Here is a 25,711-nt window from a genome sequence, read left to right as displayed (position 1 = left end):
TGCTATCAGTGGGGATTTTCCTTGAGTACAAAATATATAAGTGCCGACATTACCAAAGGACATGGCGAAGGTTAGTCGGCGTCCCCCCTGAAGGCTTGCGAACTTATCTGATCTTTACTGGCAGTTATCCTCCACTTTTCTTATTAGCTACCTTGAATCTTGAAGAGTGGTTTTTACAGCCCGCTAAGATTGAGATAAAAGAATTTGATAAGGTTTTTCAAGCAGTTGTTTGATTGATTTTAAAAACTCTGCAGCAGGTGCACCATCAAGTACCCGATGGTCAAATGTTAGACTAAGAGGCAATATACTTCTTCTTTGTAGTTCCTCTCCAACAAATACTGGTGTTTCTGTTACAGCTCCAACCCCTAAAATTCCTGTCTCTGGTGTATTTAAGATTGGTGTAAAATGTTCTACCCCATAAGAACCTAAGTTCGTAATCGTAAAGGTAGAACCTGAAATTTGTTCTGTAGTCAACTGACCTGCTCTTGCCTGTTTTGCAAGGGTTTTAATTGTCTTTGAAAGCTCAAGTAAAGAACATGTTTCAGCATGACGAACAACTGGTACTACTAAGCCGTTTTCCAGCGCCACTGCGATACCAAGATGAACATGCTCAAAGCTTTCAATGGCATCATTAATAAGCGCACTGTTCATGTTTTTATGCTTCATCAAGGTTAGAACCACAGCACGTGAAATAAAATCATTTAATGATAGTTTACTTTCGTCTTGAAGTTCCTCGCGAAGTGACTTTTGTAAATGGATAAGATCCGTTACATCTGCCTTCATATTGATTGTTAGTTGTGCTGAATGTAAAAGGCTTTCCTGCATTCGTGTCGCAATCACCTTCCGCATTCCTGAAATCGTTGTTTTATTTACACTCCTTGGGTCATGAGTGTTGACGGGTTGTTCCTGTTCAAGCTTTTGTTTTTTTCTTTTCTCTATAGCATGGAGAACATCTTCTTTTGTGATTCTTCCATTTGGTCCTGAACCTTTTATTTGTTCAAGATTCAATCCCGCTTTTTCAGCCATTTTTTTCGCAATAGGTGAAGCTTTTATTGACTGCTTTTCATTGCTTGTATCCTGTATAGAAGTAGTTTCCTCCTCAACGTTTGTTCCCATATTTTCAGCTGCTTCTGTTTGCGGGGTTACAAGTGTAGCAAGCTTTTCATCCGGGTTACCAATGAAGCAGATCGGAGTCCCGGGAGGAACGCCATTTCCCTCTTGAACTGCTATTTCTAAAAGAGTTCCATCGACTGGTGCCTCAAGGTCTGTTTCAATTTTTTCAGAGCTAATTCCTGCAAGTAACTCCCCTTTGTTAACAACATCCCCAACATGTTTATTCCAATAGCTAACAGTTCCCTCTTTCATAGACATCCCGAGCTTAGGCATCACAACTTCTACTGCCATATGAGCATTCCTCCTTCTTCTTTAAACGATTTGCAGCGATTTATCTCCGAGCATTTCTGAGACTACAGCAATGACTTTTTCCGGTGTTGGCAGGTAAAGATCTTCTAATGGAGGTGAAAAGGGAACCGGCGTATGCGGAGCAGTAATTCGCTTTATTGGTGCATCTAGCAAATCAAAACCCTCATCAGCCACCATTGCTGCGATATCTGTTGCTATACTGCATCGAGGATTTGCCTCATCAATGACAATAAGTCGGTTTGTTTTCTCGACAGAATTTAAAATTGTCTCTGAATCTAGCGGTGACAAGCTTCTAGGGTCAACTACCTCCAACTCAATTCCTTTTTTCGCCAGTTGCTCTGCAGCAGTAAGAGCGGTATGAACTTGTTTGCCTATAGCAACGATTGTTACATCTGAACCTTCTCTTTTCACATCTGCTTTTCCTAATGGTATTGTGTAATAGCCTTCAGGTACTTCACCTGTCGTATTGTATAATGTTTTGTCCTCAAAATAGATAACTGGATCATTATCTTCAATAGCAGCAAGCAATAAGCCTTTTGCATCATAGGCCGTAGAAGGAACAACCACTTTAATCCCTGGCATGCTTGTGAATAATGCATACAAGCTTTGCGAATGCTGGGCAGCGGCACGGAATCCTGCACCATGGGTAGTACGGATGGTCACTGGAACTTGAGCTTTTCCGCCAAACATATAACGAAACTTGGCACCTTGATTAAGCACTTGGTCCAAGCAACTTCCAATAAAGTCATTAAACATTAATTCTGCAATTGGACGTAAACCAGTTGCCGCTGCAGCCATAGCAGCCCCCATATATCCCGCTTCGGCAATTGGTGTATCAAGAATACGGTCCCTTCCAAATTCTTGAACTAATCCCTTCGTCACGCCTAGTACACCCCCCCATGCTTCATCATCTTGTAGATGATCCACTGCAGCTCCTCCTGCAACATCTTCACCTAATAATATGACATTCTCATCCTTACGCATTGCTAGCTTTATCGCTTCATTAATTGCATTTGATACACTGATTATTCTTCCCATACGAATTCCTCCTGTTTATTTAGTAGATTTATCATTAATAAGATACATAAACATCTGTTAACAATTCAGATGGGTCAGGGTAATCACTTTCTTCAGCAAATGTAACCGCATTTTGCACAGCTTCTTTTACCTTATTCTCATAGTTTTCAATCTCATTAATAGTAAGAAGCTGATTTTCAATAGCAAACTCCTTAAAAAGCTTTATCGCATCTCGTTCATCACGATGCTGCGCTTTATCCTCATCGGTCTTATATTTTTGAGCATCTCCCTCAAAATGTCCGTAATTTCTATATGTCATACACTCAATTAATGTTGGACCTTCTCCACGTCTGGCCCGATCGATCGCTTCTCCTGCCGCTTTATAAACAGCCATTACATCTTTTCCATCTATCCGAACACCAGGAATATTATAAGCGCTTGCACGGTCTGAAATTTGTTTACATGCTGAAGCATATTCAAATGGCGTTGCTTCACCATAGCCGTTATTCTCGGCAACGAAAACAACTGGGAGCTTCCAAATCGCTGCTAAATTTATTCCTTCGTGGAAGGTCCCTTCGTTATTTGCACCATCGCCAAAGAAGCATACAGCTACAGCATTTGTTTTCTTATATTTCGCAGTTAAGGCTGCCCCTGCTGCGAGCGGAAAGCCTCCGCCAACAATTCCATTTGCCCCAAGCATCCCTTTATCTAAATCAGCAATATGCATGGATCCCCCCTTTCCTTTACAAAGTCCTGTTGCCTTACCAAACAACTCAGCCATCATGCCATTTAAGTCACAACCCTTTGCTATACAATGTCCATGACCGCGATGTGTACTAGTAATATAATCCCTTTCATTTAAATGTGCACAACAACCAACTGCTATCGCTTCCTCACCTGCATAAAGGTGGACAAATCCAGGCAAAACTCCTTTTGCAAATATATTGTGGACCTCATCCTCAAAATAGCGAATCTCCAGCATTTTTTGATAGATCCACTCTGCTTTTTCTTTTGTGATCATACTGCTTACTTTTTCCCTTGTTTTTTCCATGATTTTTCCCCTCCTGTTTTTAGTAAATCGTTTACATTTTTGCTGTGAGGCATTTAACATAGAATGCTCTACACATTTATCAATGCAAAAACCGTGCCAAAGTTGTGTACCACAAGCAAAAGTGAATTTTATAGAATTTACTTTTTATCTTTTAGACAAAATGAGATAGATGTCTCGTTTTGTCTACTTTTTTATCCAGAAAATAGAGAAGGAACGAAAGCATTACACTATATTTGAAGTTCAGATAAGTCATTTTTCCTTCAAGTCAATTTGGCATACTATTTGCAAGCATCTATTTAAAAAAAAATAGAAAGTGATTATCTTTGGAGGAGGGTGGTCAAGTGGAGATTAACGACCTTTTACTTATTGAAATTGAAGAGATGTCTACTCAATTAATTAATCTTTACCGGGAATGCAATGAAAATCTTTTGCATCCTCAACTTATACATGCAAGTCAAAGATTAGATCAATTAATGAATACGTACAGATCTATTACAAAATGAAGGAATGGATTGTTAATGAGGAAAGGGTACACATTATTGTGCACCCTTGTTTTCTGAAAAGGAGGTTCGCGTTATAAAGCTGCCATCTCTTCTTCTAAAAATTCGCTAAAAGTAAGAACTTCATTGGTTTGAAGTTTCGTGATCAAATAAGTTGAAGAAGTAGGAAGATTAATTTTATCTGCTTTAATTTCCACTAATTTTTTTAACATTAGTTCTTCCTTGATCATTGTAGTCGGTAAATACGAAATGCCCAGCCTTTGTTCAATAAATCGTTTCGTAATTTCAATTTGATTAACTTTCATTGTTCGAACGAACGGATAGCTATTTTTAATTGTCTTTAAAAGACCGTCCCAATATTCAGGGTGATTATGGGTGATTAGCCTGTATTTTTGTAATACATTACTTTCGTTATTGTCCGTGATATTTTCGTTTGCAGGCCCAACTAAAATGACTGAATCTTCATGGATAGTTTTGCAATGTACATTTGGGTGGATCGGCCTTATTCTAGAAAGTCCTATATCAGCTCTCCCACTACTAATTTCTTCACCAATTTCAAAAGAAGGAATTATGTTTATTAACACTTCAATCCCAGGATATTTTTCCATAAATCTCCTCAATATTGCAGGCAGGATCGACGATGCAATTTGCGGGGCTGCTGCAATGATGACCTTTTGTTGATAGCCTTGTTTCCAAGATTCAAATGTTTCTAATCCCTCTTCATATTTCTTTACAATCTCCCTTGCTGTTGGTAAAAATCGATAACCGGCTGGCGTGAGAATAATTGATTTTCCATTTCTTTCAAACAACTTACTACTTATGCTTTCTTCAAGTCTTTGAATATGTTTTGTGATCGCAGGCTGTGTTAGAAAAAGTTCTTCTGCTGTTTTTCGAAAATTTTCATAGCTTGCTGCGACAATAAATGTTTTGAGCCATTTTATCTCCATTACGATCTCCTCTAATAACACTTCGTTATCAATCTTACTTAAATTCGTTATTTTTTATTATTTATCGTTTCAATTATAATCTAATTAACAGAAATATACAGATTTTTTCTTTTCAAACAAAATTAAGAGGGAGAGAGTAAACATGGAAAAAACCTATAGCAAAAAGGATCAGTGGAATGCGGATTTATATGATGGTAAACATTCCTTTGTCTCAAAATATGGTGAGGATCTTCTTGATTTATTAGCTCCAAAGCCAAAAGAAAAAATTCTTGACCTTGGATGTGGAACAGGAGATTTAGCCCAAAAAATCGTTGATTATGGTTCAGATGTTGTTGGGGTCGATAAATCTGAAAATATGATTGCACAAGCTAGAAGCAAATACCCAGATATTCATTTTGAAATAAGAGATGCAACAAATCTAGCTTTCAACCAGCAATTTGATGCAGTTTTTTCAAATGCAGCTCTTCATTGGATAAAGCCGCCTAAGGCTGCCGTCACAAGTATTTATAGCAGCTTAAAACAGAAAGGACGATTTGTTGCAGAATTTGGCGGAAAAGGGAATGTTAAAATGATTACTGATGAAATCATCAATCAATTAGAAAATGCAGGTTTTGATTATCAACAAGACAAATTCCCTTGGTATTTTCCAAGTATTAGCGAATATACAACGATAATGGAGGAAGCCGGATTTACCGTAGTATATGCTCAGCTTTATGATCGGCCTACTCCCTTAAATGATGGAGAGGGATTAAGAGGTTGGATCAACATGTTTTGCGATGCTTTTTTTGAGGAGATTGACCAAGATCAGATAGACATGATGATGAAAAAAATTGAGAAGCAATTAAAAAACCGTATGTATGTAAATGGTCATTGGCTTGCTGATTATAAAAGAATTCAAGTCATCGGAATAAAAGAGTAAAAAGAAACAGCCCAGCAAATGATAAATGTACACGAATACTATCAAATTATTCGTGTGCATTTATCGAATTGTTTCCTATTTATTCTAGGCCGCCATAAATGACTGATCGTAATCGCGGCTGATGATATGCCTCAAAGTTAGGCATCATTTGCTGCATATAGACTGCTGAAAGTTTTTCCTTCGGATCAATTAATACCCAAGTTCCAAGTAGTCCAGACCAGCCAAATTCCCCGATTGAGCTATTGGCTCCACCTAATGCCGGATTTACCATGACTCTTACACCTAATCCATAACCATATCCGCCGAGATAGTTCCAACTATAATTCTTCGCGTTTTCTTCAGTTAAATGATTCGAAGCCATAAGCTTAATTGTTCTACTTCCAATGATGCGCTCCCCATTTAACTCACCGCCGTTAGCAAGCATATGTGCGAAAGTACTATAATCACCTAATGTTGACAGTAATCCGCCACCACCGCTTTCAAATGCTGCATCTTGTTGAATATGTGCATCCATGGCAGTATTTTTTGTTAATAGTCCCTCTTCATTCCGGTTGTATACGCTGCAAAGACGATGTTTTTTATCGCTAGGAATTCTAAAGAACGTGTCCTTCATCGAAAGAGGTTCAAAAATTTCATCATGTAAAAATTGTCCGAACGATTTTCCTGAAAGTACTTCAATAAACGCCCCTAACACATCATGATTCAAACCGTAATGCCACCTTGTTCCAGGATCGAACGCTAAAGGAATGGATGCTAATGCTTTTGACATTCCGCGGGCCGTCATTTTCTTACCGTCATCCTCTTGCTGTTGCATAGCATGCATGGCTTTGGCAACTTGCCGTTCCGTTTCATTCGACTCTCCCGGATAGGTTATCCCAGATGTCATGGTAAAGAGATCTTTTACTGTTATTGATCTTGATGCAGGGACAGTAACAATATCTCCCTTTTCATTCTCCCGATATACGTGAGGGTTTTTAAACTCCGGTAAATATTCTTCTAGAGGATCATTCAGTAAAAAAAGTCCTTTTTCATAAAGCATAAGTGCTGCAGTACAAGTTACTACCTTTGTCATTGAATAGATGCGATAAATCGTATCCGGAGCGATCGATTTTTGCGTTTCAATATCTGCAAGACCAACGAAGTCTTCAACAATTGTTTTACCATGATGGGTAACTGACAATGCACATCCTGCCGGCCCCTTTTCAACGAAACTTTTTAGTAGCTGGTTTAGTTTATTTTGCAATGAATTCAATATTACAACCCCTTTGTTAACGTTTTCATTTTTATAAGATTCTTTCTTCGCTGAAAAACTCCTCTTTATAAAACGAAGATAACTAACAAATTTTTTATCCAGCTGCCAAAGAGCTCGTTCTTCTAATGAAAATAAAACTGCTTTATTAAGAAAGCTTTACCAGCTTCACACCATGTGCAGGAATAGCCGCTTCAAAAACTTGTTCAATTCTCCCTTCGTCTGTACGGTTCCATATATCAATTGCATTTTTAGAAGAGGATAATCCCAATTGCTCAAGTGTCACGCTGACAGTTCTCGTTTCATTTCCCGCATTAAACAGTGCAGCATACGTATAACGTTCATCCTTTGCTGCCCAAACGATTTTGTCATTTTCACGATAAACCAGCCTATTGCTATGACTGTTTCGATGCATAGCAAGCACGTCCTTGTTTGTTAATAATGACAATGTCCACTCATCATTATCACGAAGCTCTCCCCCAAACATTAACGGGGATTTAAATATACTCCACAGTGTCATCATTGTTAATTGCTCATCCTTCGTAAATCGGGTAAAGCGGTCACTTCCACCGCCATCTACTGAGCGGATGCCGATATGACCTAGCGGAAGCATGTCACAATCTGGCCAGGAACCAGCACTTACATGCTCACTCCACGTTTCACATCTTTCAAACATAGCATATAAAAGATCCCAATGATCCCAAAAATCATCTGTCATTCTCCACATATTAGCATTTGCTTTAAGTTCTTCTGCATGCTCTACTGGCGCAGGTCCAGGTGATAGACTTAAGACAATCTCTCTGCCGCACTTATCGATTGCCTGCCGAATCAAGTTAATTTCCGGGAGGTGAATATCATATAGTCTTGATGCAGCAATGTCATCTACTTTAATAAAATCAACTCCCCATTCAGCATACAATTTAAAAAGTGAATCATAGTATTCCTGTGCTCCTGGCTTAGAAGCATCCACCCCATACATATCTGTATTCCACGGGCAGATTGAGTTTGGATGGGCAATATCCCTGGCCCTTACATCTGTACCAAGAATCTGAGTATTTGCATGAACCGCTTGTCGGGGAATTCCGCGCATAATATGGATGCCAAACTTTAATCCATGGCTATGGATATAATCGGCTATAGCCTTGAAACCTATACCATTTTTTGCGGACGGAAACCGGTTAGCAGCAGGTATTAGCCTGGAATATTCATCCATTTCTAGAGGGGCAAACGGTCGATAAACAGATGATACAGCTCCCGGCTCATACCATTGAATATCAACGACAACATATTCCCAGCCATATTGCTTTAAATATTTTGCGATATAATCTGCATTTCCCTTTACTTCATCTTCGGTGACAGTAGCACCATAACAATCCCAACTGTTCCAGCCTAATGGAGGTGTTTTTGCAAATTCTAAATGTTTCATCGCTTTCATTCCTTTTCTATAATTATATTGCTTCTTAATTACTATCATAAAAGGAATGAATTCTCTTAATCTATAATAAAGTTTTGCTTCATTATGTAAAATATTGCTGTTATTATTTAATAGTCTGTGAAATATCATTGAGTTTCCTAGTCAAATGTAAACTGATTAACATAGGCTAAATCCTTGCCTAACCTAAATTCCCCTGGCGGAAATCCGACCCGCTGGCGGAATACTTTAATAAAATAACTGCCTGTTGAATATCCTATTTCACGAGCAATCTCATCAATCGTTAATTCTGTTTGGCGAAGCAATTTTACCGCTTTTTCCATGCGGATTTTTGTTATATATTCAATTGGGGTGTAACCTGTCGTTTTTTTAAATGTCCTTGTAAAGTGATATTTGGACAAACCGGCTGCATCTGATATTTCTTCTAAGCTCTGTAAAGTCGCATAGTTTACTTCCATATAGCAGGCAGCAGTTTTAATCTTCTCTGGCCATGTATTTATTTTTCTCTTGTATGCATTGCTAAGTCGATAAAGCTCCATTATGAATTGATAGACAATAGTAGAAGCTCGAAATCCATCAGTGATATGATTTTTCCTCGCAGCAGAAAAGACATTCTTTAAAAATAGAATAACAGAGCTTTCCTCAGGGATTTTCGGAACTCGACCAAGCTGTTTTACTAACTCTTCCCACTGTTCCACGATCGAATTGGGCCTTATAAGAATATAATAAAATTCCCACCTATCACTATTTTTCGGGAGATAATAACGGTGGTTACTAGGGATGTCCACCATAAAGGCATAACCTGGACCAACTTGAAATGTTTCACCGTTCATTTCGACACACCCAAATCCCGAAATCGTATATTGAAACAAGAATAATGGTCCATCAATCCTTGTTAATCCATCCCAATAATACTTATGGTCATTCACATATTCATGTCCCACTGCAAATAACTGACAAAATGGACCGTTTACCGTGTCAAGAAAACGAAACCCGTATGTTTTATAATCTTCATTCATCCAGACATAACACCTCCATAGATTGCTTTCACTTTTAATCTTTCATGTTAAACATACAATAATGAGCGTTTAACTATTTGACAATTCTATTGAAATTGTTTAAAATATTATTTGTAAACGCTTACAGTAAGGAGTGATAATCATGTCAGAAATCACAAAACAAAAAAATAACACCAAAAGTGAAATCATCGATGCCCTCCTACATAAGAATTTATACAAAATGCCTGATGGCCGCCAATTTTATGAAGCTACTGAAAAAGAATTAAAACATATCCTTTGTTCTCAAGCAGGCTCTGAAAACCTATGTACATTATAAACATTATGATAAACTCATTTCTTTAATAAACCACTTTCATGAACACATCATGATGGTGGCTTATTTGCTTTACCCTTATTTTAACAAAATCGAGTACATACTAGGAGTCAATTCTTGATGTATATATGTAAGGTTTTTAAAGCAAAATAATTGTTAAAACAAGAGGAGATTTAATAACGATGAAAGACAAGGACGACATCATTTGTGAGGAAACAGATTATTTACATCATATGCTCAATGAGCAAATTACTCGTATTTGTGTGTTGGAGGAAGAAGAGCGAATAAGGGAAGAAATGAATAATAAGTAAACAAAGAGGAAACTAATAAAGAATTTGTCTTTTTTAGTTTCCTAAACCTTTGTCTATCCTTCTCCATAAACGAATTAGCTTTTCTCCGCCATCACGCATCCAATGAGGATTTGCGGCTGTTTTATCAATTTGCTCCTTAAGGATCTCTTCTTTATCAATTCCATCCATATATCTTCCTAAAAAATGAACAAGAACATCTAATCTTCTTAATTGAATTAATATAGGCAGTGCCTCTATTTCAAGCTTTGTTAACGTAATGACAGATGAAAATCCCGAAATAAATGAACGAATTTTCTCCCAAAGCTGTGATTCGTTTTGTTCTTTGAATATTATTTCTGACAAACAAACTGCTGCTTCCATTACACGTACATCGTTTGTTACAAATTCAAAATCTAAAATCGCATGGATGGTCCCGTTTATACATAATACATTAGATTCATTTAAATCTCCATGTATCAGTTGGTGTGGTAATGCTTTCAAATGTGGTACAAATTGTTCAAATGCTACCAATTGTTCTGCAATCCATGTTAATTTAGATCGATATTCTTCAAATACCTTTGGGGGATGTTTACACCAATCTACAACAACATCAATGCCACAATTAGGATGTGTATGTTCAATTTCATAATATGGCCGATAAACAAGAGACTGCTTTGCCGAAAGCTTACTTAATGCATCTAATAAAAACCCCGTTTTTTGTCCATAAGAATATAGCAGCTTGCCTTTTTTTAAAAATTAGGGTTTTCTCCGTCAATGTATGAATAAAGACATGCAATTTTATTTGATCCATCCTGTAATCGGAGAAATGTTTCCCCTTTTTCCGTAAAAATTGGTTGGGGGACCTTAAATGGTACATCCTGAATCTCGTTAAGCTTTATTAATACCTCATGCTCAAATTTTACTTTCTCTTCATCCTTATGGGTTTCATATATACGAAGAATGTATGTTTGATTATTGACTTTTATATATCGTGTCGTATTGTTATAACCGCTTTTCCCGCTTAAAACCATCCACTGATTTTCATATGGAAAAAATTGATTGAATATCTGCCCGATCGTCTCTGAAGTTACAAACATTCTCTCTCTCCCCTGTATCTCTAGCAATGTATAAAGTATACCATCCTTCAATGTTCATTTATATCCCATTTAATTGATTATCAAAAAAACTGTCGGGCGTTCCAACAGTTTTTTTGAATTTCATCAACTTTATTTAATAGAGTATAGATTTTTCTCAGATAGTTGCTCTTCAATCATTTGTGCCATCACACTAGTTAAACTATGCACACCGTGAGCATCTTGACCCAGCTCCCATATCATCATGCCGCCAAATCCATTATCAATTGCCAACTTTGTTTTCATCTGAATCGTTGCTACCCCATTATAATGATAAATCGTACCATTCATTTCAACACGGTCACGCATGGCATTTTTAGGATCATTGTTGATAATAGCCGCGTATGAAGCTTGATTAATGGACAAATTTTCTGGCTGAGCGTAAACAGGAACCCCTAACACTAGCTTTTCTTTTGGGATACCGTGTTTTTCAAAGAGCATTGTCCAATAATTTACGATATTTTCAGTGAACGGATATGGTGATAAATTTGCTGCGTTATATTCACCATCCCATTGACCGTCATATGCCATGATATTGACATGATCAACATGTTTAAACATCGTTGGTTCATAAATCACCGATGTCACAACTTCACCTGATACACTATGAATCTTTGAATACACCGCTATTGATAGTTCTTTGTTTTTTGAATGGAGAATATCACTAAGTGATTTTGTAAACACAGCTAGATTTTTGGCATCCTCATTAGTACGTGGATGTTCAAAATCAATGTCAATCCCATCTAGGTTTTCCCGCTCCACAAATGCCATTAAACCATTAATTAACTTTGTACGTGACGTTGAATTAGCAATCGCTGTTTTAAAATAGTCGTATGACTCTCCACCTTTTATATGATACCAACCGCCAACAGCAAGCATGACCTTCGTGTCTTGTTTATGGGCTTTCTGGACCATTGCTCTTAAGTTTGATAAAGCACTTTCACCGTTCATTAAAACACTGCCATCTTTTTCTGGATGAGCAAATGAAAAGATAATATGTGACAATTTTGAATAATCAATTGCGGAAGGATCGCGAAAATCTTGTACATAGCCAATCAATACGTTTGGTTGTGTCTGTTGAATTTTAGGTAATTGCTTTTGCTTTGGTTGTTTAGCTGATTTAGGAGCCTGTTCCATATTCAAATGCTCTATTTTGAAATTAGAATAGAATATTCCTGATAAAAATCCTCCAATAAAAATTATTATGAATGGAATTGTTAGGAGGAGAAAGCGGTTCTTCATCTTGTTCAATCCTTTCACTAACCTTTAGTCTATAAAATAGTAACAAAAAAGAGTCTGTGAAAGGGATGGTAATATACCCCTATTTGTAATTCAGCAATAATTGAATGAGAAAATTTTTAGTAAATATCATATTTTTATTGGATATAGGAAAACTAAGCAAGTTACTAATGTTGATTAAAGGAGGTTTTTAACATGCCGAAGGATAAACAAACACCGTCTCAAGAGGTTGATCAAAAACAAATAATCAATGACAAAGTTGAAAAATTACGTAAAAATAATTTTGAAGATGATCACGTCCGTAAAGTGACACAAAATGGTGCAGATGGTCAATAAGAAAAGCGCAAGGCGCTTAGCTTTCGGCGACAAGCATAAGGCGAACAGGAATAGAAGGTGTTCTTTCCTTCAATTCCTGTTTGACTAGACCCTAGAGCCGATGGCGCCTGGAGCTAGACACCAAAACTAAGTTGAAAATTCCTTTCTTAAACTTTAAAAAATCACAGGTTCTGGTTCTTGAAAATAAGCCATGCCGAGAATAAAAGGCATTCTATTTTCGGTATGGCTAGGATCACAGTGCAAAGCACGGATAGTCAAAATATAAACAATCGTTTGGAGAACTTTCTGTTAAAGTACTCCATTTGGATAAACCATCACCTTTAAACTTGCTTTTTTGTTTAGGCGAGCTCTTTCCATTGCTTCCTTCGTTTCTTCTAGCGAAAATTTATCTGTTATTAGACTCTTTACATCCACATTTTTTGATTGCAAAAATTCTATACCTTGAGGGTAAGTGTTAGAATATCTGAAGATTCCAAAAATATCCAATTCATTATCAGCGATAAGTGGGACATTTAAAGCAATCTCATCTTGCGGAGGAAGACCTACGATGGCCATTTTTCCTCCTCGTTTTACAGCTTTAAGTGCTGACTGCAATGCTTTAGGATTTCCAGCTGTCTCAAAAGCAACGTCTACCCCTTTGCCATCGGTAATATCCCTAATAACTTCATTAGGGTCCTGCTCCAACACATTGATCACATGTGTCGCACCAAGCTTTTTTGCCGCCTCTAAACGATTATCTTCAAGGTCTGTTACGATAATTTTTGTGGCACCAAACGCTTTTACCGCTGATATTGCGGTTAATCCAACAGGACCCATTCCCATAATTGCGACAGTTGATCCAGGTTTCAGATTTGCTCGATTTGCAGCATGGATACCAACAGAAAATGGTTCTACCAATGCAGCTTCTTCATATGAGAGGTCATCGGAAATTGAAAATAAAAAATCCTCACGATGTTTTATGTATTGTACAAACGCCCCATCAACAGGCGGTGTCGCTAAAAATTGAACATCTGGACAAAGATTATATCTGCCCTCTTTACAATAATCACAACGTCCGCAAGTAATGCCCGGCTCAATTGCTACACGATCTCCAACCTTTACTTTTGTTACATGTTCTCCAACTTCTACAACAATTCCGGCACATTCATGTCCCAAAATAATTGGTTTTTCCACGACATAACGTCCAATTTTACCGTGTTCATAATAATGGATATCTGAGCCGCAAACCCCCACAGCCATTACTTTTACTAACACTTCATTACCTTGAACCTCGGGTACGGGAACTTCCTGAATTTCAATGTCAAAAGGCTTGTTCATAACTGCTGCTTTCATAACTGTTGGAACTTCTAAACTTTCTACTAGACTTACATTTGATTTCGTTGTCACGATGATTTCCTCCCATGCCACTCGTTTTAAAAGATCATTGAGAACGTTTTCACACCAAAAAATGGTTCACCCCATTAATGACGATGTAACAGCATCCCTCACTTGCGTTCTTAAATAAAGAATACCATCATTCTATGAAAAGGAAAAGCTAGAGTCATAGATTAGATCGTAACAGCTTTTTTATGAGTTTTAAGATATTATGATTTAACTATTTTCAGGAATCCTCTACATTCAACCGAACACAAAATCCGATTATGAATATCTTATTACCAAATATATTCAGGTAAGGGTTGTGTTTTAATGGAAGAAGTACGCTTGCCAGTCCCAATCCAAACAATGATGATTTTAGCGCCGACAGGTATCATTTATTATCCCCAGGTGCAATGGCCAAAAAACCCTGTGATCCAAAACAAGTTGAATAAAGCGCTTCTTAGGAAGGTAAACCATTTATTTAATAAAAGCTATCAACAAACATACATTACAGAATTAGTCGGAGATTATGAAGTAAAAAATAATCAGCGCGGGATTATCAGTATTAGCTTAAATAATGTTGCTACAGGCCCTAAGCTGGCACATCCATTTGACAATCTTTCTTCTTTCACCGCCGATATTCGAACAGGTAAAATCTTCGTTTTATCCAACCTCTTTAAACCAAATAGTGATTATCTGCAACGTCTTTCATCTTTAGTAAAGGAACAGATATCCAACAGAAACATAAACACCTTTCATCCATTTGATACTATCCGTCCCAACCAAGACTTTTATCTTGCTGACAAAACGCTCGTCATTTATTTTCAACGTTTTAAAATTGCACCACGACCGACTGGCTATCCAATGTTTCCTATTTCGATATATGACATTCTTGATATCATTGATCAAAAAGGGCCACTCGCAAAAATGCTGGCTGATTTTTAATTTAAGAGCCAATTAACTATAAAAAAGCAGCGGAAATAGTATGCCACTGCTTTTTTGATATCCTTACAATTCCCCAAACACCTTATCAAAACCAATCTTTGACCTTCTCATAAGCTCTTCAGCTGATTGCATTGGTATATTTTGATTTAACACCTCTTGTGACACAGAACCTTTATATCCGGTTTGTTTTATACTTCGTAAAAACACTGGTAAGTCGATTACACCCTCACCTGTATATAAACGGTCATTATCCTTTAATTCTTCAATAGGTAGTTCGGTAGCATCATTAATATGGACATGAACGATTTGATTTTCGTTTAATTTTACTAAATCCTCACCTGATAAGCCTGTTGTATACCAATGATAGGAATCAAGCAACAAGCCAACATTAGGTAGACCAATGGCATCGATTAAATCCAATGTTTCTGCTTGTGTCCATATGAATGGATTTTGCCATGCAGTTCTTAAATGATGTGGACCAACATATTCTAAACCTAAGCGAATCCCGTATGTCCCTAAAATTTCCGAACAGATTCTTAACCGTTTTACTGCTAAACTCATCAGACTTGCGGCCTTAAGATCAGTTGACGGCAAAATATAGGTGCAGCAACGAGTACATCCTAGTTCATTTGCCGCTTTTGCTGCAGAAACTAACTTAGGCAGATCAGCATTAAATTGATCAGTTGATTGACGCCATTCAACAGGCAGTCCTATCGCCCCGATGACGATATTATTTTTGTGTAAAATTTCCTTTGCGTTTTCCAAGCCATATTTATCAATAAGGCTTTTTGCATCTAGATCAACGGATTGGAAACCGAATTCTGCCGCTAATTCAATGAACTTTTTATCATCCGTGATCTCCCCTAATCCCGCTTTAGTAATTCCTTTTAACATATCGTTCACACCTTTGTATTTTTATAATCGAGGCTTTATGAAACGGTTGATCTCAGTCCATAGATACTCACGTTTTTTGTGATTGAACTGGAGGCAATTAAGTAACGGTTGTAAATTAACATCTTGGCAAATTCAACAATGGAACTTGACCATAGCTGAACGGTACCCGAATTCAAGACCGCAACTTAATTTTAATTAAATATTCCAATCTAATATCACTTCACGACCAGTTTTTGAAGATTCATAGATTGCATCAAGTATTAGATTATTTGTTAACCCCGACATTGCTGAGGTTATTGGCTGCTTACCTTCATGAATACATTCAATAAAATGCTTGCTTAAACGGATGCGGTCATCTTCATAATTTTCAGTAGGAGATAGGTCTATATCAAGGGCACGATCGAATTGTTCAGTTAAAATTTTCGCACGGCTGCCGCTAAGTGATGCACCACCTTCTGAGCCCATTAAATGGATAAACGGTTCATTGCTCGTATCCATATGAACAGCCCAGCTAACCTCTAGAGACAGCGTCGAACCATCCTCCATTTTAATTAAAGCTGTCGCCAAATCCTCCACATCGTAGTGACCATTCCAGTTCGGTGTTCCCCATGTTCCAATTCCTTTTTTCTTCGGTCCAAATTCAGCATATGTTGAGCCGAATACAGATACCGGCTTTGGATTTCCCATTAAATAAAGAGCTAAATCCAGCATATGAACACCGATATCAATTAATGGCCCTCCGCCTGCTTCGGATTTTTGCGTAAACCAGCTCCCCCATCCTGGAATTCCTTTTCTGCGAAACCATCCAGTTTTTGCATTATAGATTTTTCCTAATGCACCTTTATCAACTTGTTCCTTCACTTGCTGAATTTGCCATTGCCATCTCATTTGATGTCCGACCATTACAACTTTGCCGGACTCACGTTGTACTCTCACAATTTCCTTAGCTGCTTCACTATCTATTCCCATTGGTTTTTCTACAAGAACGTGCTTTCCTGCTTTTAATGCTTGAATCGCAAGCGGGGCATGCCATTTATTCGGTACACCGATAATAACAGCATCGATTTGCGAGTCGTGAATCAATTCCTCGGCACTAGTAAAAACTTGTGAAATTCCAAATTCTTCTGCACGTTTTTCAGCTAAAGGCTGGTAAACATCTGTAATCCCTTGAAGTACAACATCTTCTGTTAACCGATTAAATGCCTCTAAGTGGACACTTCCAATTGCCCCTGCTCCAATCATTCCTAATCTAATTTTATTTTTCATATGTACCTCCATTTATTAATTGTTTTATTGGTATGAAGCCCTTTTTGGTTGCAACCTCCAAAGAAATGATAACAACGCTTACAAATATGATAAAATAAAAGCAGTAAAAAAACTGATCAATTTTTCATCTATTTATCTCATTTTTTCTGTAAAGGAGGAACGGCTTATATGACAATTTTTCCAATGTACTTATCTACTTATCCCAATATGGACACCACTTTTCCGTTTCACCTATCCATTAATGAGATAAAATCATCCTTCCCCTCCCACCGCCATGATTATCTTGAATTTTCGTTAGTGATTGAGGGGCAAGGCCATGAAGTGATAAATGGAAAGAAGCATGAAATGGAAGCTGGTACATTTACGTTTATACTGCCTTATCAAATTCATGAGATTGTAGCCGAAAAAGACAGACCTCTAATTTTATTTAATTGCATATTTGATTTAGGACTTATCCATGATATTGGTCTGCAAGGTTTATTATCTGAAACAGGAGAAAGTGAACTCAACCCTTACCTTAAGCTTAATGATGAGTATTTTTATAAAATAAAGCGTAATTTAGAAGAAATGTATGAAGAATATAACGGTAACAAACCATATAAAGAAATTGTAATTAAGGCAAAATTAACAGAAGTACTTATATTATTTGAACGGAACAGAAAAGGGAAGCAAATACATTCTATTTCGAATAATCACTCAGCAAAAAAGGGCATCATTTGGGACATTATTCAATATATCCATCTTCATTATCAAGAAGATATTACTCTATCAAAATTAGCAAAGCAATTTCATGTTAGCGTCCCTTACTTAAGTGAACTTTTTAAAGAACATGTTGGACTTAATTTCGTTCATTTTTTACATGAAATTCGGATTCGCCATGCATGCAGTTTATTAACATCAACGACGATTCCGGTTACAGAAATTGCTCTGGAGGTAGGTTATCAGTCTTTTCAAACGTTCTCACGTGTTTTTAAGGAACAAAAAAAGATCTCCCCTTCAGCATTTCGAAAAATTAATAACGGTCAGGGCAAGCAATAGATGCAACCTATGTAAAAGGGTCAGTCCCTGTTTTGGAACCCGACCCTTTGCATCATTGTTTATTCGATTTTAGGTAAAGTCTCTTTTAAATAATTCATACTTATTTCAATACTTTCAAAAGGAGAGCGTTTTGATCGATCTTGCTCAACAACAAACCATTGAATTTGCGTTTCCTTGCTCTTTCTTAAAACACCTTCAATATTAACTCCACCAGTCCCTAATTCGGCAAAGGTTCTTTCACTATCTGTCGTCATGTCCTTCAAGTGGATTAATGACATACGGTCTGAATACTTATCCATCCATTCAAGCGGATCTTCGCCTGCCAACGTTAACCAATAAACATCCAATTCTGCTTTCACAAACTTAGGGTTTGTTTCTTCAAAAAGGAACTCAAGATGTGATTTCCCATTATTTTTTTCAAGCTCAAAATCATGATTGTGATAACTTAACGAAATTCCATCCTTTTGGCTTTTTTCACCAATCTCATTTAACCGCTTAACTAACCCTGCATAATCGCTGCGTCTTTCTTCAACTAAGTAAGGGATTACAATATTTGCACAGTCAAGAACTTTTAAATACTCTAATTCACCTTCGAGATTTTCTTCCATTTTCTCCAAAGGTACATGGCTGCTAACAGCTTTAAGTCCAAGGCGATCAAGCGTAGCTTTTAAATCTTTTGCATCCTTTCCCCAATAACCCGCCAATTCTACTCCATTAAAGCCTAATTCAGCAACTTTTTCTAATGTACCGTAAAAATCTTTCTCACATTCTCCATGTAAAGTATACAATTGAACTGCAATTTTATTATTCATCTATGTACTTCCTTTCCCCAATTAGGATAGTATTCGTTATAATCATACCAAAAAAATTCCGATAATCAATTGAAAACGTTTTATTTTTTGAATTTTATTTCTACTTTGAAGTAATTGTTACCTTTCTTTCATGCGCAGGCGTTTGATGAAACGCTTCGAGTATCCCATTATGACTCAAAAGCTCTTTCGTAACCTTTCGCATTGGAATTGAAACCTCAAATTCGCCTCTAAAAGGAAATGGCTGAACACTGATTTCAACTTCGTTTTTCCATTTTACCATAAACATGTCTTCTTTAAAAAATGAAAATGGCTGTAAAATCCCTTTTTTAAACCAACTGTGAACCTTTTCCTCAACAGCTCCCGCCTCTTGCATACATACAAATAGCGATAGATGATCACAAAATTTAAGTAGTTGATAATGAAACATCATATTTTTATCGTTTTTTATAAGGTTTAAAGCAGAAAATATACGATGTTGTCTCTTATATTCTTTGTTAAGATAGGAGGTCATTCGTTTATCTAACTTCATTCCATCAAAAAATTGTGTATAGTGAATACTGCACATCAATGCCGCATAAGCATCCTTCTCTTCAATTTCATCAATTCCCTTCTCATAAAAATGCAATTTCATGGAATGTGGAAAATCAATAAAGGTATAAGGTTTATTGACTTTATCGTTCCATACAGGTGACACATCGACATCAATCCATGAACGATCATGCTGAGCTATTGCATATAAAACTGACTCTCTTTTTTCTTCGCCAAGAAAACATTCAGATTTCCAGTTTTGTGCAAAGCCTTCAGCTAATAATGCATGCTCATGTTGTTCAGTCATTATAAAGGAAGTCTTGTCTTCATATACAATCATAAGATCCCCTCACGATTTTTCTTTAGCTTTATTGCTTAACCTTATATAATTTATTCTCCCTGAATTCATAAAAGTCCTTTACAAAATCTAAGTAAGGATAGATTTAATTTAGAAACACATCTTAGTTAATGTGCATGATAGCTGCAAAGGAAAACATACTAATAACATCATCCTATAAGAAAGGTAAAGAATTATGAGACGCTTACTTACGATCTTGGCGATTATTTCAGTAGTACTTGTTAGTATTTATATCGGAATAAGTAAATTATCATTAGAATATACCTTACTGCCTTCCGATGAAATGCTTGTTCAAAAAAAGCATGACGGAACTCTCTTGCCCCTTTCCACAGCATCAACTAACAATAGCACATCTACACAAATTGATTTAGGAAAAGAAATGTTTTTCAAGGAGACGTTTGGAAATGAAGTTTTTTTCACAGATATTATGGGCATATTTGAAGGGCCAGTCACACTAAAGGGGATTACTCAGGCCATATTAGCTCTTAATGGTAAAGGTACTTCAAATCTGCAAGTAAAAGCGGAAGAGAATTTTCAAGCTGGTGAAACGAAAATAAACAAAGGTGATTTAATTAATACTGGTATAGATGTGGCTAAGGATACATATATCCCGATTGGTGTAAAGGTCGTGTTTGATGAAGGAAGATTAAAGGCCGGGATTAGCTGCGCCTTATGCCATGCTACAGTAAACCAATCTGGAAAGGTGATTGCAGGTGCACCAAATACTGATTTAAATATGGGACTGATACTTGCAATGGGCTCCAATACTGCCGCTTATTTTACCCACACAGAAATGGAATCGATTAAAGAGTTTATAAAAAAAGATGGAAAAGTCATTCCTGGTACTCAAAAAGAAAAACTTCCTGATCCAGATTTACTGGAGCAATTTGTTGATCAAGAAATAGTGAAATATCCAACAGGAAGTGTTGACACGACCATCGATTTTGCAAATAACCCGGTTCAAACTCCTGATTCCTATACATTTGGCGATCATCCATTTGGCTGGAGCGGCCAAGGACAAATCGGTCCTTTTAAAGGGTTAAGTGCGGCGATAAATAATGCTCATTCACAAAATATGGATGCACTTTCTCAATCAGAAATCAGTGAACCTGTCTTTCATATCAATAAAGAGGTTTATATGGGAACGTTATTACAACGGGCTGCATCTAGTAAATATCGTTATGATATAAATTCAGGCATTAAACCATCTGAGTTCTTTGCACAGGTCGACCCGACACCAAATGCTCCAGGTGTAAATCGATTAATTAAAGCTCCAACCTTTCCTAAAATATCTTATATGACAAGTATCGGCCTTTTCTCAAGCTCAGATAACTATAAGGCTTGGGAGCAGGTTAATGCAATGTCAGCATACATGAATACACTAGCACCGCCAGCCACAGAATTAAAAAAGGATAAGGCAACATTTGAAAAAGGAAGATCCGTTTTTGCAAAAGCTGGATGCATATCCTGTCATGGAGGAACCTATTTAACAAATAATCAACTTATTAGTACAGAAGAAATCAAAACAGACTCTTCCCGTGCTAAAGGTTTTCATGTAACTGAACATTATTTTACAAAGCCTGTAATTTTTGCACCAAATACACCTGTACCGCTACCTAAACACCCAGAAACAATAGCGGTAGAGATGAATGACAAAGAAAAACAGTCACTTAAAAAAGCTTGGGCGCATGGAAATTCTTCTGGAGTATATAAAACTCCAAGCTTATATGGCCTATACTGGAGTGCCCCTTATTTACATGATGGTGGTGTAGCTGTTGGGCCATCACTAGAATTGGGCATCCCTAATACCTTATTCAAAGGAATTCATCCTGACCCTGTTAACAGCTTAAAAGCATTGCTTGATTCCAAGCTGCGTCAAAAGGTGATCAAGGCTAATCTTGAAAATGATCAGCTTTCCTCGGCACATGTTTCCGGAAAGGGTCATGACTTTTACATCGATGTAACGACAGGTTTTACGAAGGAGGAACAGGCTGCGGTTATTCACTATTTGCTCCGAGTGACAGATTGATTTTCATGGAGGCTTATGTTATGAAAGCTGTTACGTATCAAGGATTTAAACATGTTAAGGTAAAAGAGGTTCAGAATCCTAAGCTAGAAAAAGATGATGATATTGTAATCAACGTTACATCTACATCGATTTGCGGTTCTGATCTTCATTTATATCATGGATTAATCCCAAGTCTTGAAAAAGATTATATTATTGGTCATGAAGCAATCGGTATTGTTTCAGAGGTCGGCAAAGCTATTGACCATGTAAAAAAGGGTGACAAAGTCATTATTCCTTACACCATAGGTTGTGGTGAATGTTTTTATTGTCATCATTCATTGGATAGCCAATGTGATAATGCCAATATAGAGGGTGAGATTGGAGCTTGCTATGGATATTCTCGGCTTTTAGGTGATTTTGACGGCTGTCTAGCAGAGCAGCTTCGAGTACCATTTGCTAATTTTAACCCAATCTTAGTCCCTAATAATTGTGAAATTGATGATGACTTGTTGTTGTTAATGACAGATGCGCTCCCCACTGCCTACTGGGCGATTGAAAATTCTGGCCTTAAGTCTGGGGACACTGTCATTATACTAGGGTCGGGACCGATCGGCCTTCTCACCCAAAAACTGGCATGGCTAAAAGGAGCCGAAAGAGTCATTGTCGTGGACCGTGTTGATTATCGTTTACAACATGCCCAAAATACCAATAAGGTCGAAACCTATCACTTCGATAAAACGAAGGAGCTACCATTCATTCTTAAAGAGATAACTAATGGTGGAGCAGACGTTGTAATTGATTGTGTTGGAATGAGCGGCAAGATGAAACCAGTAGAAATCGTAGAAACGGCTTTAAGATTACAAGGCGGCTCTCTACAAACCATCGAATTAGCCTCGCAAATAGTTCGTAAAGGTGGAACCGTTCAGCTTATCGGAATTTACGGGACAAGGTATAACACATTTCCATTAGGTGATTTCTACATCAGGAATATTACCTTAAAGATGGGGCTTGCACCTGTTAAGCCATATTTTCAACCTCTTTATGCAATGCTAAACAATGAAAAATTGGATCCACGTGATATCATTTCCCATCGAATATCACTTGAAGCAGCGGAAGAAGGTTTTCAGATGTTTAATAATAGGAGTAATAACTGTTTAAAAATTATTTTAAAACCTTAAAAAAGACTTCCTTGAGTCGGGATTATTACCCGTTAAGTTTGATATCTTACCTTTTTATAAATATTTGGGCTTTACCTGGCATAACCCTCCATGATAATGTATAAAGTATTAATGTTCCTTCCGAATCATTTGCTTGTTGCGGGACACTTAACCATGTACGGATCGGAAGGAACGGGTGCCTGATTTTAAATCAGGCATTTTTTTATTTATATAGAGTGAAAATCTTTGCGCTATCTGCTATTATTGAAGTAGATATCCTTTTTTTTCAAAAAATTTTATGCATTTGTACATAATAGTGGATTTCTAGGAGGAGCCGATGATGGTACGTACTTGTGAATTTGTTTATCTGCCCACAGATGCTGGGACAATACGACTTGATATTTACTATAAACATTCAATATTCCATGTTCAAGCTGAATTAAATGAATTAATGACTTCATCCTATGACCGTAAAAAGGTTGAAGCAGTCAAGAAAGCATTGCTCCTCTTAGCAAAAGAACATCATGCTTATGGTCATCAAGAATAGTTTTCACCTTTACTATCCATGTGTATAATAAGAATTAATCGAGAAAAACAAGGCAGTTTTGTCCCCCCCCCTTTTAGAACCATTTGTTCGAAAGACGGAGACAAGCTGCCTGTTAATATGGTACAAGTTTTTTTCATACGAGGTGATAAAATTGCTAGAAGGCTGGTTTCTATGGTTTATCCTGTTTTGGACCGTTTTTTTACTCTCGATGTTAGCAATCGGCGGATTTTTCATGTTCCGAAAGTTTCTTAAAAGACTGCCAAAAGAAGATGGCAAATCAGACTTAGATTGGCAGGATTATTATTTAGACAAAACAAGACATTTATGGAATCAGGATGAGAAAAAATTGCTGGAGGAACTAGTAGAACCTGTTCCTGAGCTTTTTCGGGATGTTGCCCGGCAAAAAATCGCCGGCAAAATTGGGGAGCTTGCGTTAAATGAAAATGCCTCAAAAATAACATTGGATTTAGTGATCAGAGGATATATTATGGCAACCCCAAAACGTGATCATAAATTTCTAATTAAGCGATTGAAAGAGAAGCAAATCGATTACACAGCATATAAAGCCCTCTTTTAGACTCGATATGTTTAGTCTATTAATAGCAAAAAGAGGCTGTCTCAAAGGGGTTCCTTTTTTAAAGGGTTTGAGACAGCCTCTTCTTCATTTGTAAGCAACTAAGATAATCGGAGCGAAAGACGCTAGATACTTCATCTCGAACACTTGGGCGTGTGAGAGCCTGCAAAAATTTATATCGTTGGTATATTTGTCGATGAATCAAGCTGTTCCTTAACTCGTTTATAAGAAATATACATCGCGATTCGCCATGGAACAATCATCCCAAATGCAAGAATCCAAAACATACCACTTAACTCTCCAAAATCTATCGTACTACTTAAATAAGATTTCATGATAATACGAATGAGTAACAATCCGATTAGTATAAATGCAAACGCTTTAGAGCGTTTCAGATAAATGTTATTCTCCCTGATTTCAAAATTCGAAGTTTTAATCAAAAAGATCGAAAAGAGCATTCCTACTATTAGAGCTTCAAAAAATTCAGCAACAGTTACTCGAAACATTGGATGGATAAACATAAGTGCACCAGTACTCATAAAAATTGGCGGCAAAATAATTTTCTTTGCGGTTGCAGGCTTTTTAGCTGATTTCATTCGAACGAATAAAACGAGCAAACCCATTCCTATGGCAACAAAGGAAGAAATAATTGTAAACAAACAAATCAATCCTTTACTCAACAACTAACTAGTCTTAGTATAAACGATATTTCCATAATTACCTACACATATTTCTATTTGATTTTTAGACAGTTAAAAAGACTGCCTCATACCAAAAGGTCAGATCCGTGAAACAACATAAATTGAACCGCGATGAGTCCATATATGATTGTTCATTAATAGGATTAGACCCCTGTTGAGACAGCCTCAAATGTCCTCTTAATTTAGCACACGTTTAACTGCTTCGATCACACGGCTTTCATCAAAGGGCTTTACAATGAAATCCTTAGCACCAGCCTCAATTGCATCGACAACCATTTTTTGCTGACCCATTGCCGAGCACATTATAATTTTTGCATCAGGATATTCTTGCTTAATCTCTTTAAGTGCTTCGAGTCCATTTTTTTCTGGCATTGTTATATCCATCGTTACTAAGTCTGGCTTTTCTTTAACAAAAAGATCAACCGCCTCTATTCCATTTTCTGCTTCTCCAACGATTGTATGGTTCGCCTTTATTAAGATATTTGATAACGTCATTCTCATAAACTTGGCATCATCAACAATTAAAATTCTAGCCATGCCTAGTTCCTCCTGAAAAAATGATAAGGAAGCCTGATAAAAGTCAAACTTCAAATGTGAAGGCGATTGCATATAAGAAGTATGAAAGTTCGAATCCTTCACAACAAAAGCAATCGTATACAC

General features: G+C 37.0%; 28 protein-coding genes. 11 read left to right on the top strand and 17 right to left on the bottom strand.

Going from position 1 to position 25,711, the window contains the following annotated elements; translation table 11 throughout:
• Window positions 1–183 precede the first annotated feature (183 nt).
• The 3 genes from ACSVDH_RS13370 to ACSVDH_RS13360 are packed head-to-tail and all read right to left on the bottom strand — an operon-like array spanning window position 184 to window position 3,490.
• Window positions 184–1,404 carry a dihydrolipoamide acetyltransferase family protein gene (locus ACSVDH_RS13370; protein WP_439253244.1) on the bottom strand — a complete coding sequence of 407 codons (1,221 nt, stop codon included), beginning with the start codon at window positions 1,402–1,404 and terminating at the stop codon, window positions 184–186.
• A gap of 21 nt (window positions 1,405–1,425) precedes the next feature.
• Window positions 1,426–2,460 carry an alpha-ketoacid dehydrogenase subunit beta gene (locus ACSVDH_RS13365; protein ID WP_439253245.1) on the bottom strand — a complete coding sequence of 345 codons (1,035 nt, stop codon included), beginning with the start codon at window positions 2,458–2,460 and terminating at the stop codon, window positions 1,426–1,428.
• Between the two features lie 34 nt (window positions 2,461–2,494).
• Complete coding sequence (locus tag ACSVDH_RS13360) at window positions 2,495–3,490, bottom strand: thiamine pyrophosphate-dependent dehydrogenase E1 component subunit alpha (protein ID WP_439253246.1); 996 nt, start codon at window positions 3,488–3,490, stop codon at window positions 2,495–2,497.
• A gap of 341 nt (window positions 3,491–3,831) precedes the next feature.
• Between ACSVDH_RS13360 and ACSVDH_RS13355 the strand changes: the two genes are divergently transcribed.
• Window positions 3,832–3,993, top strand: coding sequence for a Spo0E family sporulation regulatory protein-aspartic acid phosphatase (locus ACSVDH_RS13355; protein ID WP_439253247.1), 162 nt, complete (start codon window positions 3,832–3,834; stop codon window positions 3,991–3,993).
• Window positions 3,994–4,064: 71 nt separating this feature from the next.
• Here the strand turns inward: ACSVDH_RS13355 and ACSVDH_RS13350 are convergent, their stop codons facing one another.
• A complete protein-coding gene (locus ACSVDH_RS13350) occupies window positions 4,065–4,937 on the bottom strand; it encodes a LysR family transcriptional regulator (RefSeq protein WP_439253248.1) in 873 nt (290 codons plus the stop codon).
• Between the two features lie 142 nt (window positions 4,938–5,079).
• Between ACSVDH_RS13350 and ACSVDH_RS13345 the strand changes: the two genes are divergently transcribed.
• A complete protein-coding gene (locus ACSVDH_RS13345; protein WP_439253250.1) occupies window positions 5,080–5,856 on the top strand; it encodes a class I SAM-dependent methyltransferase in 777 nt (258 codons plus the stop codon).
• Between the two features lie 79 nt (window positions 5,857–5,935).
• Here the strand turns inward: ACSVDH_RS13345 and ACSVDH_RS13340 are convergent, their stop codons facing one another.
• From ACSVDH_RS13340 to ACSVDH_RS13330, 3 genes are all read right to left on the bottom strand, one after another.
• Window positions 5,936–7,108, bottom strand: coding sequence for a serine hydrolase domain-containing protein (locus tag ACSVDH_RS13340; RefSeq protein WP_439253251.1), 1,173 nt, complete (start codon window positions 7,106–7,108; stop codon window positions 5,936–5,938).
• 145 nt (window positions 7,109–7,253) lie between these two features.
• Window positions 7,254–8,531 carry a glycoside hydrolase family 27 protein gene (locus ACSVDH_RS13335; RefSeq protein ID WP_439253253.1) on the bottom strand — a complete coding sequence of 426 codons (1,278 nt, stop codon included), beginning with the start codon at window positions 8,529–8,531 and terminating at the stop codon, window positions 7,254–7,256.
• A gap of 146 nt (window positions 8,532–8,677) precedes the next feature.
• On the bottom strand, window positions 8,678–9,556 hold the full coding sequence (locus ACSVDH_RS13330; protein WP_439253255.1) for an AraC family transcriptional regulator: 879 nt from the start codon (window positions 9,554–9,556) through the stop codon (window positions 8,678–8,680).
• Between the two features lie 142 nt (window positions 9,557–9,698).
• On the opposite strand from ACSVDH_RS13330, the gene ACSVDH_RS13325 reads away from it, so the two are divergent.
• Window positions 9,699–9,872 (top strand): hypothetical protein, encoded by a 174-nt coding sequence (locus ACSVDH_RS13325; protein ID WP_299093088.1) that lies wholly within the window; start codon window positions 9,699–9,701, stop codon window positions 9,870–9,872.
• Between the two features lie 179 nt (window positions 9,873–10,051).
• Window positions 10,052–10,180, top strand: coding sequence for a hypothetical protein (locus ACSVDH_RS13320; RefSeq protein ID WP_299093087.1), 129 nt, complete (start codon window positions 10,052–10,054; stop codon window positions 10,178–10,180).
• A gap of 33 nt (window positions 10,181–10,213) precedes the next feature.
• Here ACSVDH_RS13320 and ACSVDH_RS13315 read toward each other — a convergent pair whose 3' ends face one another.
• The 3 genes from ACSVDH_RS13315 to ACSVDH_RS13305 all read right to left on the bottom strand — a co-directional run bounded on the left by ACSVDH_RS13315 (window position 10,214) and on the right by ACSVDH_RS13305 (window position 12,534).
• Window positions 10,214–10,774, bottom strand: a complete 561-nt coding sequence (locus ACSVDH_RS13315) for a phosphotransferase (protein WP_518618308.1) — start codon at window positions 10,772–10,774, stop codon at window positions 10,214–10,216.
• A 134-nt stretch (window positions 10,775–10,908) separates the two neighbouring features.
• Window positions 10,909–11,256, bottom strand: coding sequence for a phosphotransferase (locus ACSVDH_RS13310; RefSeq protein WP_439253258.1), 348 nt, complete (start codon window positions 11,254–11,256; stop codon window positions 10,909–10,911).
• 129 nt (window positions 11,257–11,385) lie between these two features.
• Window positions 11,386–12,534, bottom strand: coding sequence for a glycoside hydrolase family 18 protein (locus ACSVDH_RS13305; protein ID WP_439253260.1), 1,149 nt, complete (start codon window positions 12,532–12,534; stop codon window positions 11,386–11,388).
• Window positions 12,535–12,726: 192 nt separating this feature from the next.
• On the opposite strand from ACSVDH_RS13305, the gene ACSVDH_RS13300 reads away from it, so the two are divergent.
• On the top strand, window positions 12,727–12,867 hold the full coding sequence (locus tag ACSVDH_RS13300) for a hypothetical protein (protein ID WP_439253262.1): 141 nt from the start codon (window positions 12,727–12,729) through the stop codon (window positions 12,865–12,867).
• A gap of 288 nt (window positions 12,868–13,155) precedes the next feature.
• Here the strand turns inward: ACSVDH_RS13300 and gutB are convergent, their stop codons facing one another.
• Window positions 13,156–14,253, bottom strand: coding sequence for a sorbitol/xylitol/iditol dehydrogenase GutB (gutB, locus tag ACSVDH_RS13295; RefSeq protein WP_518618186.1), 1,098 nt, complete (start codon window positions 14,251–14,253; stop codon window positions 13,156–13,158).
• Between the two features lie 300 nt (window positions 14,254–14,553).
• Here gutB and ACSVDH_RS13290 point away from each other — a divergent pair, with 300 nt between their 5' ends.
• Entirely contained in the window at window positions 14,554–15,168 is a 615-nt protein-coding gene (locus ACSVDH_RS13290) for a PdaC/RsiV family protein (RefSeq protein ID WP_439253263.1), read from the top strand.
• A gap of 63 nt (window positions 15,169–15,231) precedes the next feature.
• Here ACSVDH_RS13290 and ACSVDH_RS13285 read toward each other — a convergent pair whose 3' ends face one another.
• Together ACSVDH_RS13285 and ACSVDH_RS13280 are read right to left on the bottom strand one after the other, a co-directional pair.
• The gene (locus tag ACSVDH_RS13285) at window positions 15,232–16,062 is read right to left on the bottom strand and encodes a sugar phosphate isomerase/epimerase family protein (protein ID WP_439253264.1); all 831 of its coding nucleotides are present in this window, start codon (window positions 16,060–16,062) and stop codon (window positions 15,232–15,234) included.
• A 195-nt stretch (window positions 16,063–16,257) separates the two neighbouring features.
• On the bottom strand, window positions 16,258–17,328 hold the full coding sequence (locus ACSVDH_RS13280; RefSeq protein WP_439253265.1) for a Gfo/Idh/MocA family protein: 1,071 nt from the start codon (window positions 17,326–17,328) through the stop codon (window positions 16,258–16,260).
• A 168-nt stretch (window positions 17,329–17,496) separates the two neighbouring features.
• On the opposite strand from ACSVDH_RS13280, the gene ACSVDH_RS13275 reads away from it, so the two are divergent.
• Window positions 17,497–18,366 (top strand): AraC family transcriptional regulator, encoded by an 870-nt coding sequence (locus tag ACSVDH_RS13275; protein ID WP_439253266.1) that lies wholly within the window; start codon window positions 17,497–17,499, stop codon window positions 18,364–18,366.
• Between the two features lie 59 nt (window positions 18,367–18,425).
• Here the strand turns inward: ACSVDH_RS13275 and ACSVDH_RS13270 are convergent, their stop codons facing one another.
• Together ACSVDH_RS13270 and ACSVDH_RS13265 are read right to left on the bottom strand one after the other, a co-directional pair.
• On the bottom strand, window positions 18,426–19,178 hold the full coding sequence (locus tag ACSVDH_RS13270; protein WP_439253267.1) for a sugar phosphate isomerase/epimerase family protein: 753 nt from the start codon (window positions 19,176–19,178) through the stop codon (window positions 18,426–18,428).
• Window positions 19,179–19,278: 100 nt separating this feature from the next.
• Window positions 19,279–20,046, bottom strand: coding sequence for a DUF3891 family protein (locus ACSVDH_RS13265; protein ID WP_439253269.1), 768 nt, complete (start codon window positions 20,044–20,046; stop codon window positions 19,279–19,281).
• 193 nt (window positions 20,047–20,239) lie between these two features.
• Here ACSVDH_RS13265 and ACSVDH_RS13260 point away from each other — a divergent pair, with 193 nt between their 5' ends.
• The 4 genes from ACSVDH_RS13260 (at window position 20,240) to ACSVDH_RS13245 (ending at window position 24,353) form a co-directional block, all read left to right on the top strand.
• Complete coding sequence (locus ACSVDH_RS13260; RefSeq protein ID WP_439253271.1) at window positions 20,240–22,093, top strand: electron transport protein; 1,854 nt, start codon at window positions 20,240–20,242, stop codon at window positions 22,091–22,093.
• 20 nt (window positions 22,094–22,113) lie between these two features.
• Entirely contained in the window at window positions 22,114–23,250 is a 1,137-nt protein-coding gene (locus tag ACSVDH_RS13255) for an alcohol dehydrogenase catalytic domain-containing protein (protein WP_439253272.1), read from the top strand.
• A 319-nt stretch (window positions 23,251–23,569) separates the two neighbouring features.
• Complete coding sequence (locus ACSVDH_RS13250) at window positions 23,570–23,776, top strand: hypothetical protein (protein ID WP_439253274.1); 207 nt, start codon at window positions 23,570–23,572, stop codon at window positions 23,774–23,776.
• A gap of 151 nt (window positions 23,777–23,927) precedes the next feature.
• A complete protein-coding gene (locus tag ACSVDH_RS13245; RefSeq protein WP_299093069.1) occupies window positions 23,928–24,353 on the top strand; it encodes a DUF2621 domain-containing protein in 426 nt (141 codons plus the stop codon).
• Between the two features lie 170 nt (window positions 24,354–24,523).
• On the opposite strand, the gene ACSVDH_RS13240 is transcribed toward ACSVDH_RS13245, so the two are convergent.
• Together ACSVDH_RS13240 and ACSVDH_RS13235 are read right to left on the bottom strand one after the other, a co-directional pair.
• Window positions 24,524–25,009, bottom strand: coding sequence for a CcdC family protein (locus ACSVDH_RS13240; RefSeq protein ID WP_439253275.1), 486 nt, complete (start codon window positions 25,007–25,009; stop codon window positions 24,524–24,526).
• A 219-nt stretch (window positions 25,010–25,228) separates the two neighbouring features.
• Entirely contained in the window at window positions 25,229–25,588 is a 360-nt protein-coding gene (locus ACSVDH_RS13235; RefSeq protein WP_299093067.1) for a response regulator, read from the bottom strand.
• Between the last annotated feature and the right edge of the window lie 123 nt (window positions 25,589–25,711).

Source organism: Metabacillus sp. Hm71 (assembly GCF_051842955.2).
GTDB lineage: Bacteria > Bacillota > Bacilli > Bacillales > Bacillaceae > Metabacillus.
Note: the sequence above shows the minus strand (reverse complement) of the source record. Positions and strands in the feature narration are given on the sequence as shown.

Coding starts and splice junctions, on each gene's coding strand:
- ACSVDH_RS13370 (WP_439253244.1), bottom strand. CDS start 1,404: ATGGCAGTAGAAGTTGTGATGCCTAAGCTCGGGATGTCTATGAAAGAG.
- ACSVDH_RS13365 (WP_439253245.1), bottom strand. CDS start 2,460: ATGGGAAGAATAATCAGTGTATCAAATGCAATTAATGAAGCGATAAAG.
- ACSVDH_RS13360 (WP_439253246.1), bottom strand. CDS start 3,490: ATGGAAAAAACAAGGGAAAAAGTAAGCAGTATGATCACAAAAGAAAAA.
- ACSVDH_RS13350 (WP_439253248.1), bottom strand. CDS start 4,937: ATGGAGATAAAATGGCTCAAAACATTTATTGTCGCAGCAAGCTATGAA.
- ACSVDH_RS13345 (WP_439253250.1), top strand. CDS start 5,080: ATGGAAAAAACCTATAGCAAAAAGGATCAGTGGAATGCGGATTTATAT.
- ACSVDH_RS13335 (WP_439253253.1), bottom strand. CDS start 8,531: ATGAAACATTTAGAATTTGCAAAAACACCTCCATTAGGCTGGAACAGT.
- ACSVDH_RS13330 (WP_439253255.1), bottom strand. CDS start 9,556: ATGAATGAAGATTATAAAACATACGGGTTTCGTTTTCTTGACACGGTA.
- ACSVDH_RS13325 (WP_299093088.1), top strand. CDS start 9,699: ATGTCAGAAATCACAAAACAAAAAAATAACACCAAAAGTGAAATCATC.
- ACSVDH_RS13320 (WP_299093087.1), top strand. CDS start 10,052: ATGAAAGACAAGGACGACATCATTTGTGAGGAAACAGATTATTTACAT.
- ACSVDH_RS13310 (WP_439253258.1), bottom strand. CDS start 11,256: ATGTTTGTAACTTCAGAGACGATCGGGCAGATATTCAATCAATTTTTT.
- ACSVDH_RS13305 (WP_439253260.1), bottom strand. CDS start 12,534: ATGAAGAACCGCTTTCTCCTCCTAACAATTCCATTCATAATAATTTTT.
- ACSVDH_RS13300 (WP_439253262.1), top strand. CDS start 12,727: ATGCCGAAGGATAAACAAACACCGTCTCAAGAGGTTGATCAAAAACAA.
- ACSVDH_RS13290 (WP_439253263.1), top strand. CDS start 14,554: ATGGAAGAAGTACGCTTGCCAGTCCCAATCCAAACAATGATGATTTTA.
- ACSVDH_RS13285 (WP_439253264.1), bottom strand. CDS start 16,062: ATGTTAAAAGGAATTACTAAAGCGGGATTAGGGGAGATCACGGATGAT.
- ACSVDH_RS13280 (WP_439253265.1), bottom strand. CDS start 17,328: ATGAAAAATAAAATTAGATTAGGAATGATTGGAGCAGGGGCAATTGGA.
- ACSVDH_RS13275 (WP_439253266.1), top strand. CDS start 17,497: ATGACAATTTTTCCAATGTACTTATCTACTTATCCCAATATGGACACC.
- ACSVDH_RS13270 (WP_439253267.1), bottom strand. CDS start 19,178: ATGAATAATAAAATTGCAGTTCAATTGTATACTTTACATGGAGAATGT.
- ACSVDH_RS13265 (WP_439253269.1), bottom strand. CDS start 20,046: ATGATTGTATATGAAGACAAGACTTCCTTTATAATGACTGAACAACAT.
- ACSVDH_RS13260 (WP_439253271.1), top strand. CDS start 20,240: ATGAGACGCTTACTTACGATCTTGGCGATTATTTCAGTAGTACTTGTT.
- ACSVDH_RS13255 (WP_439253272.1), top strand. CDS start 22,114: ATGAAAGCTGTTACGTATCAAGGATTTAAACATGTTAAGGTAAAAGAG.
- ACSVDH_RS13250 (WP_439253274.1), top strand. CDS start 23,570: ATGGTACGTACTTGTGAATTTGTTTATCTGCCCACAGATGCTGGGACA.
- ACSVDH_RS13235 (WP_299093067.1), bottom strand. CDS start 25,588: ATGGCTAGAATTTTAATTGTTGATGATGCCAAGTTTATGAGAATGACG.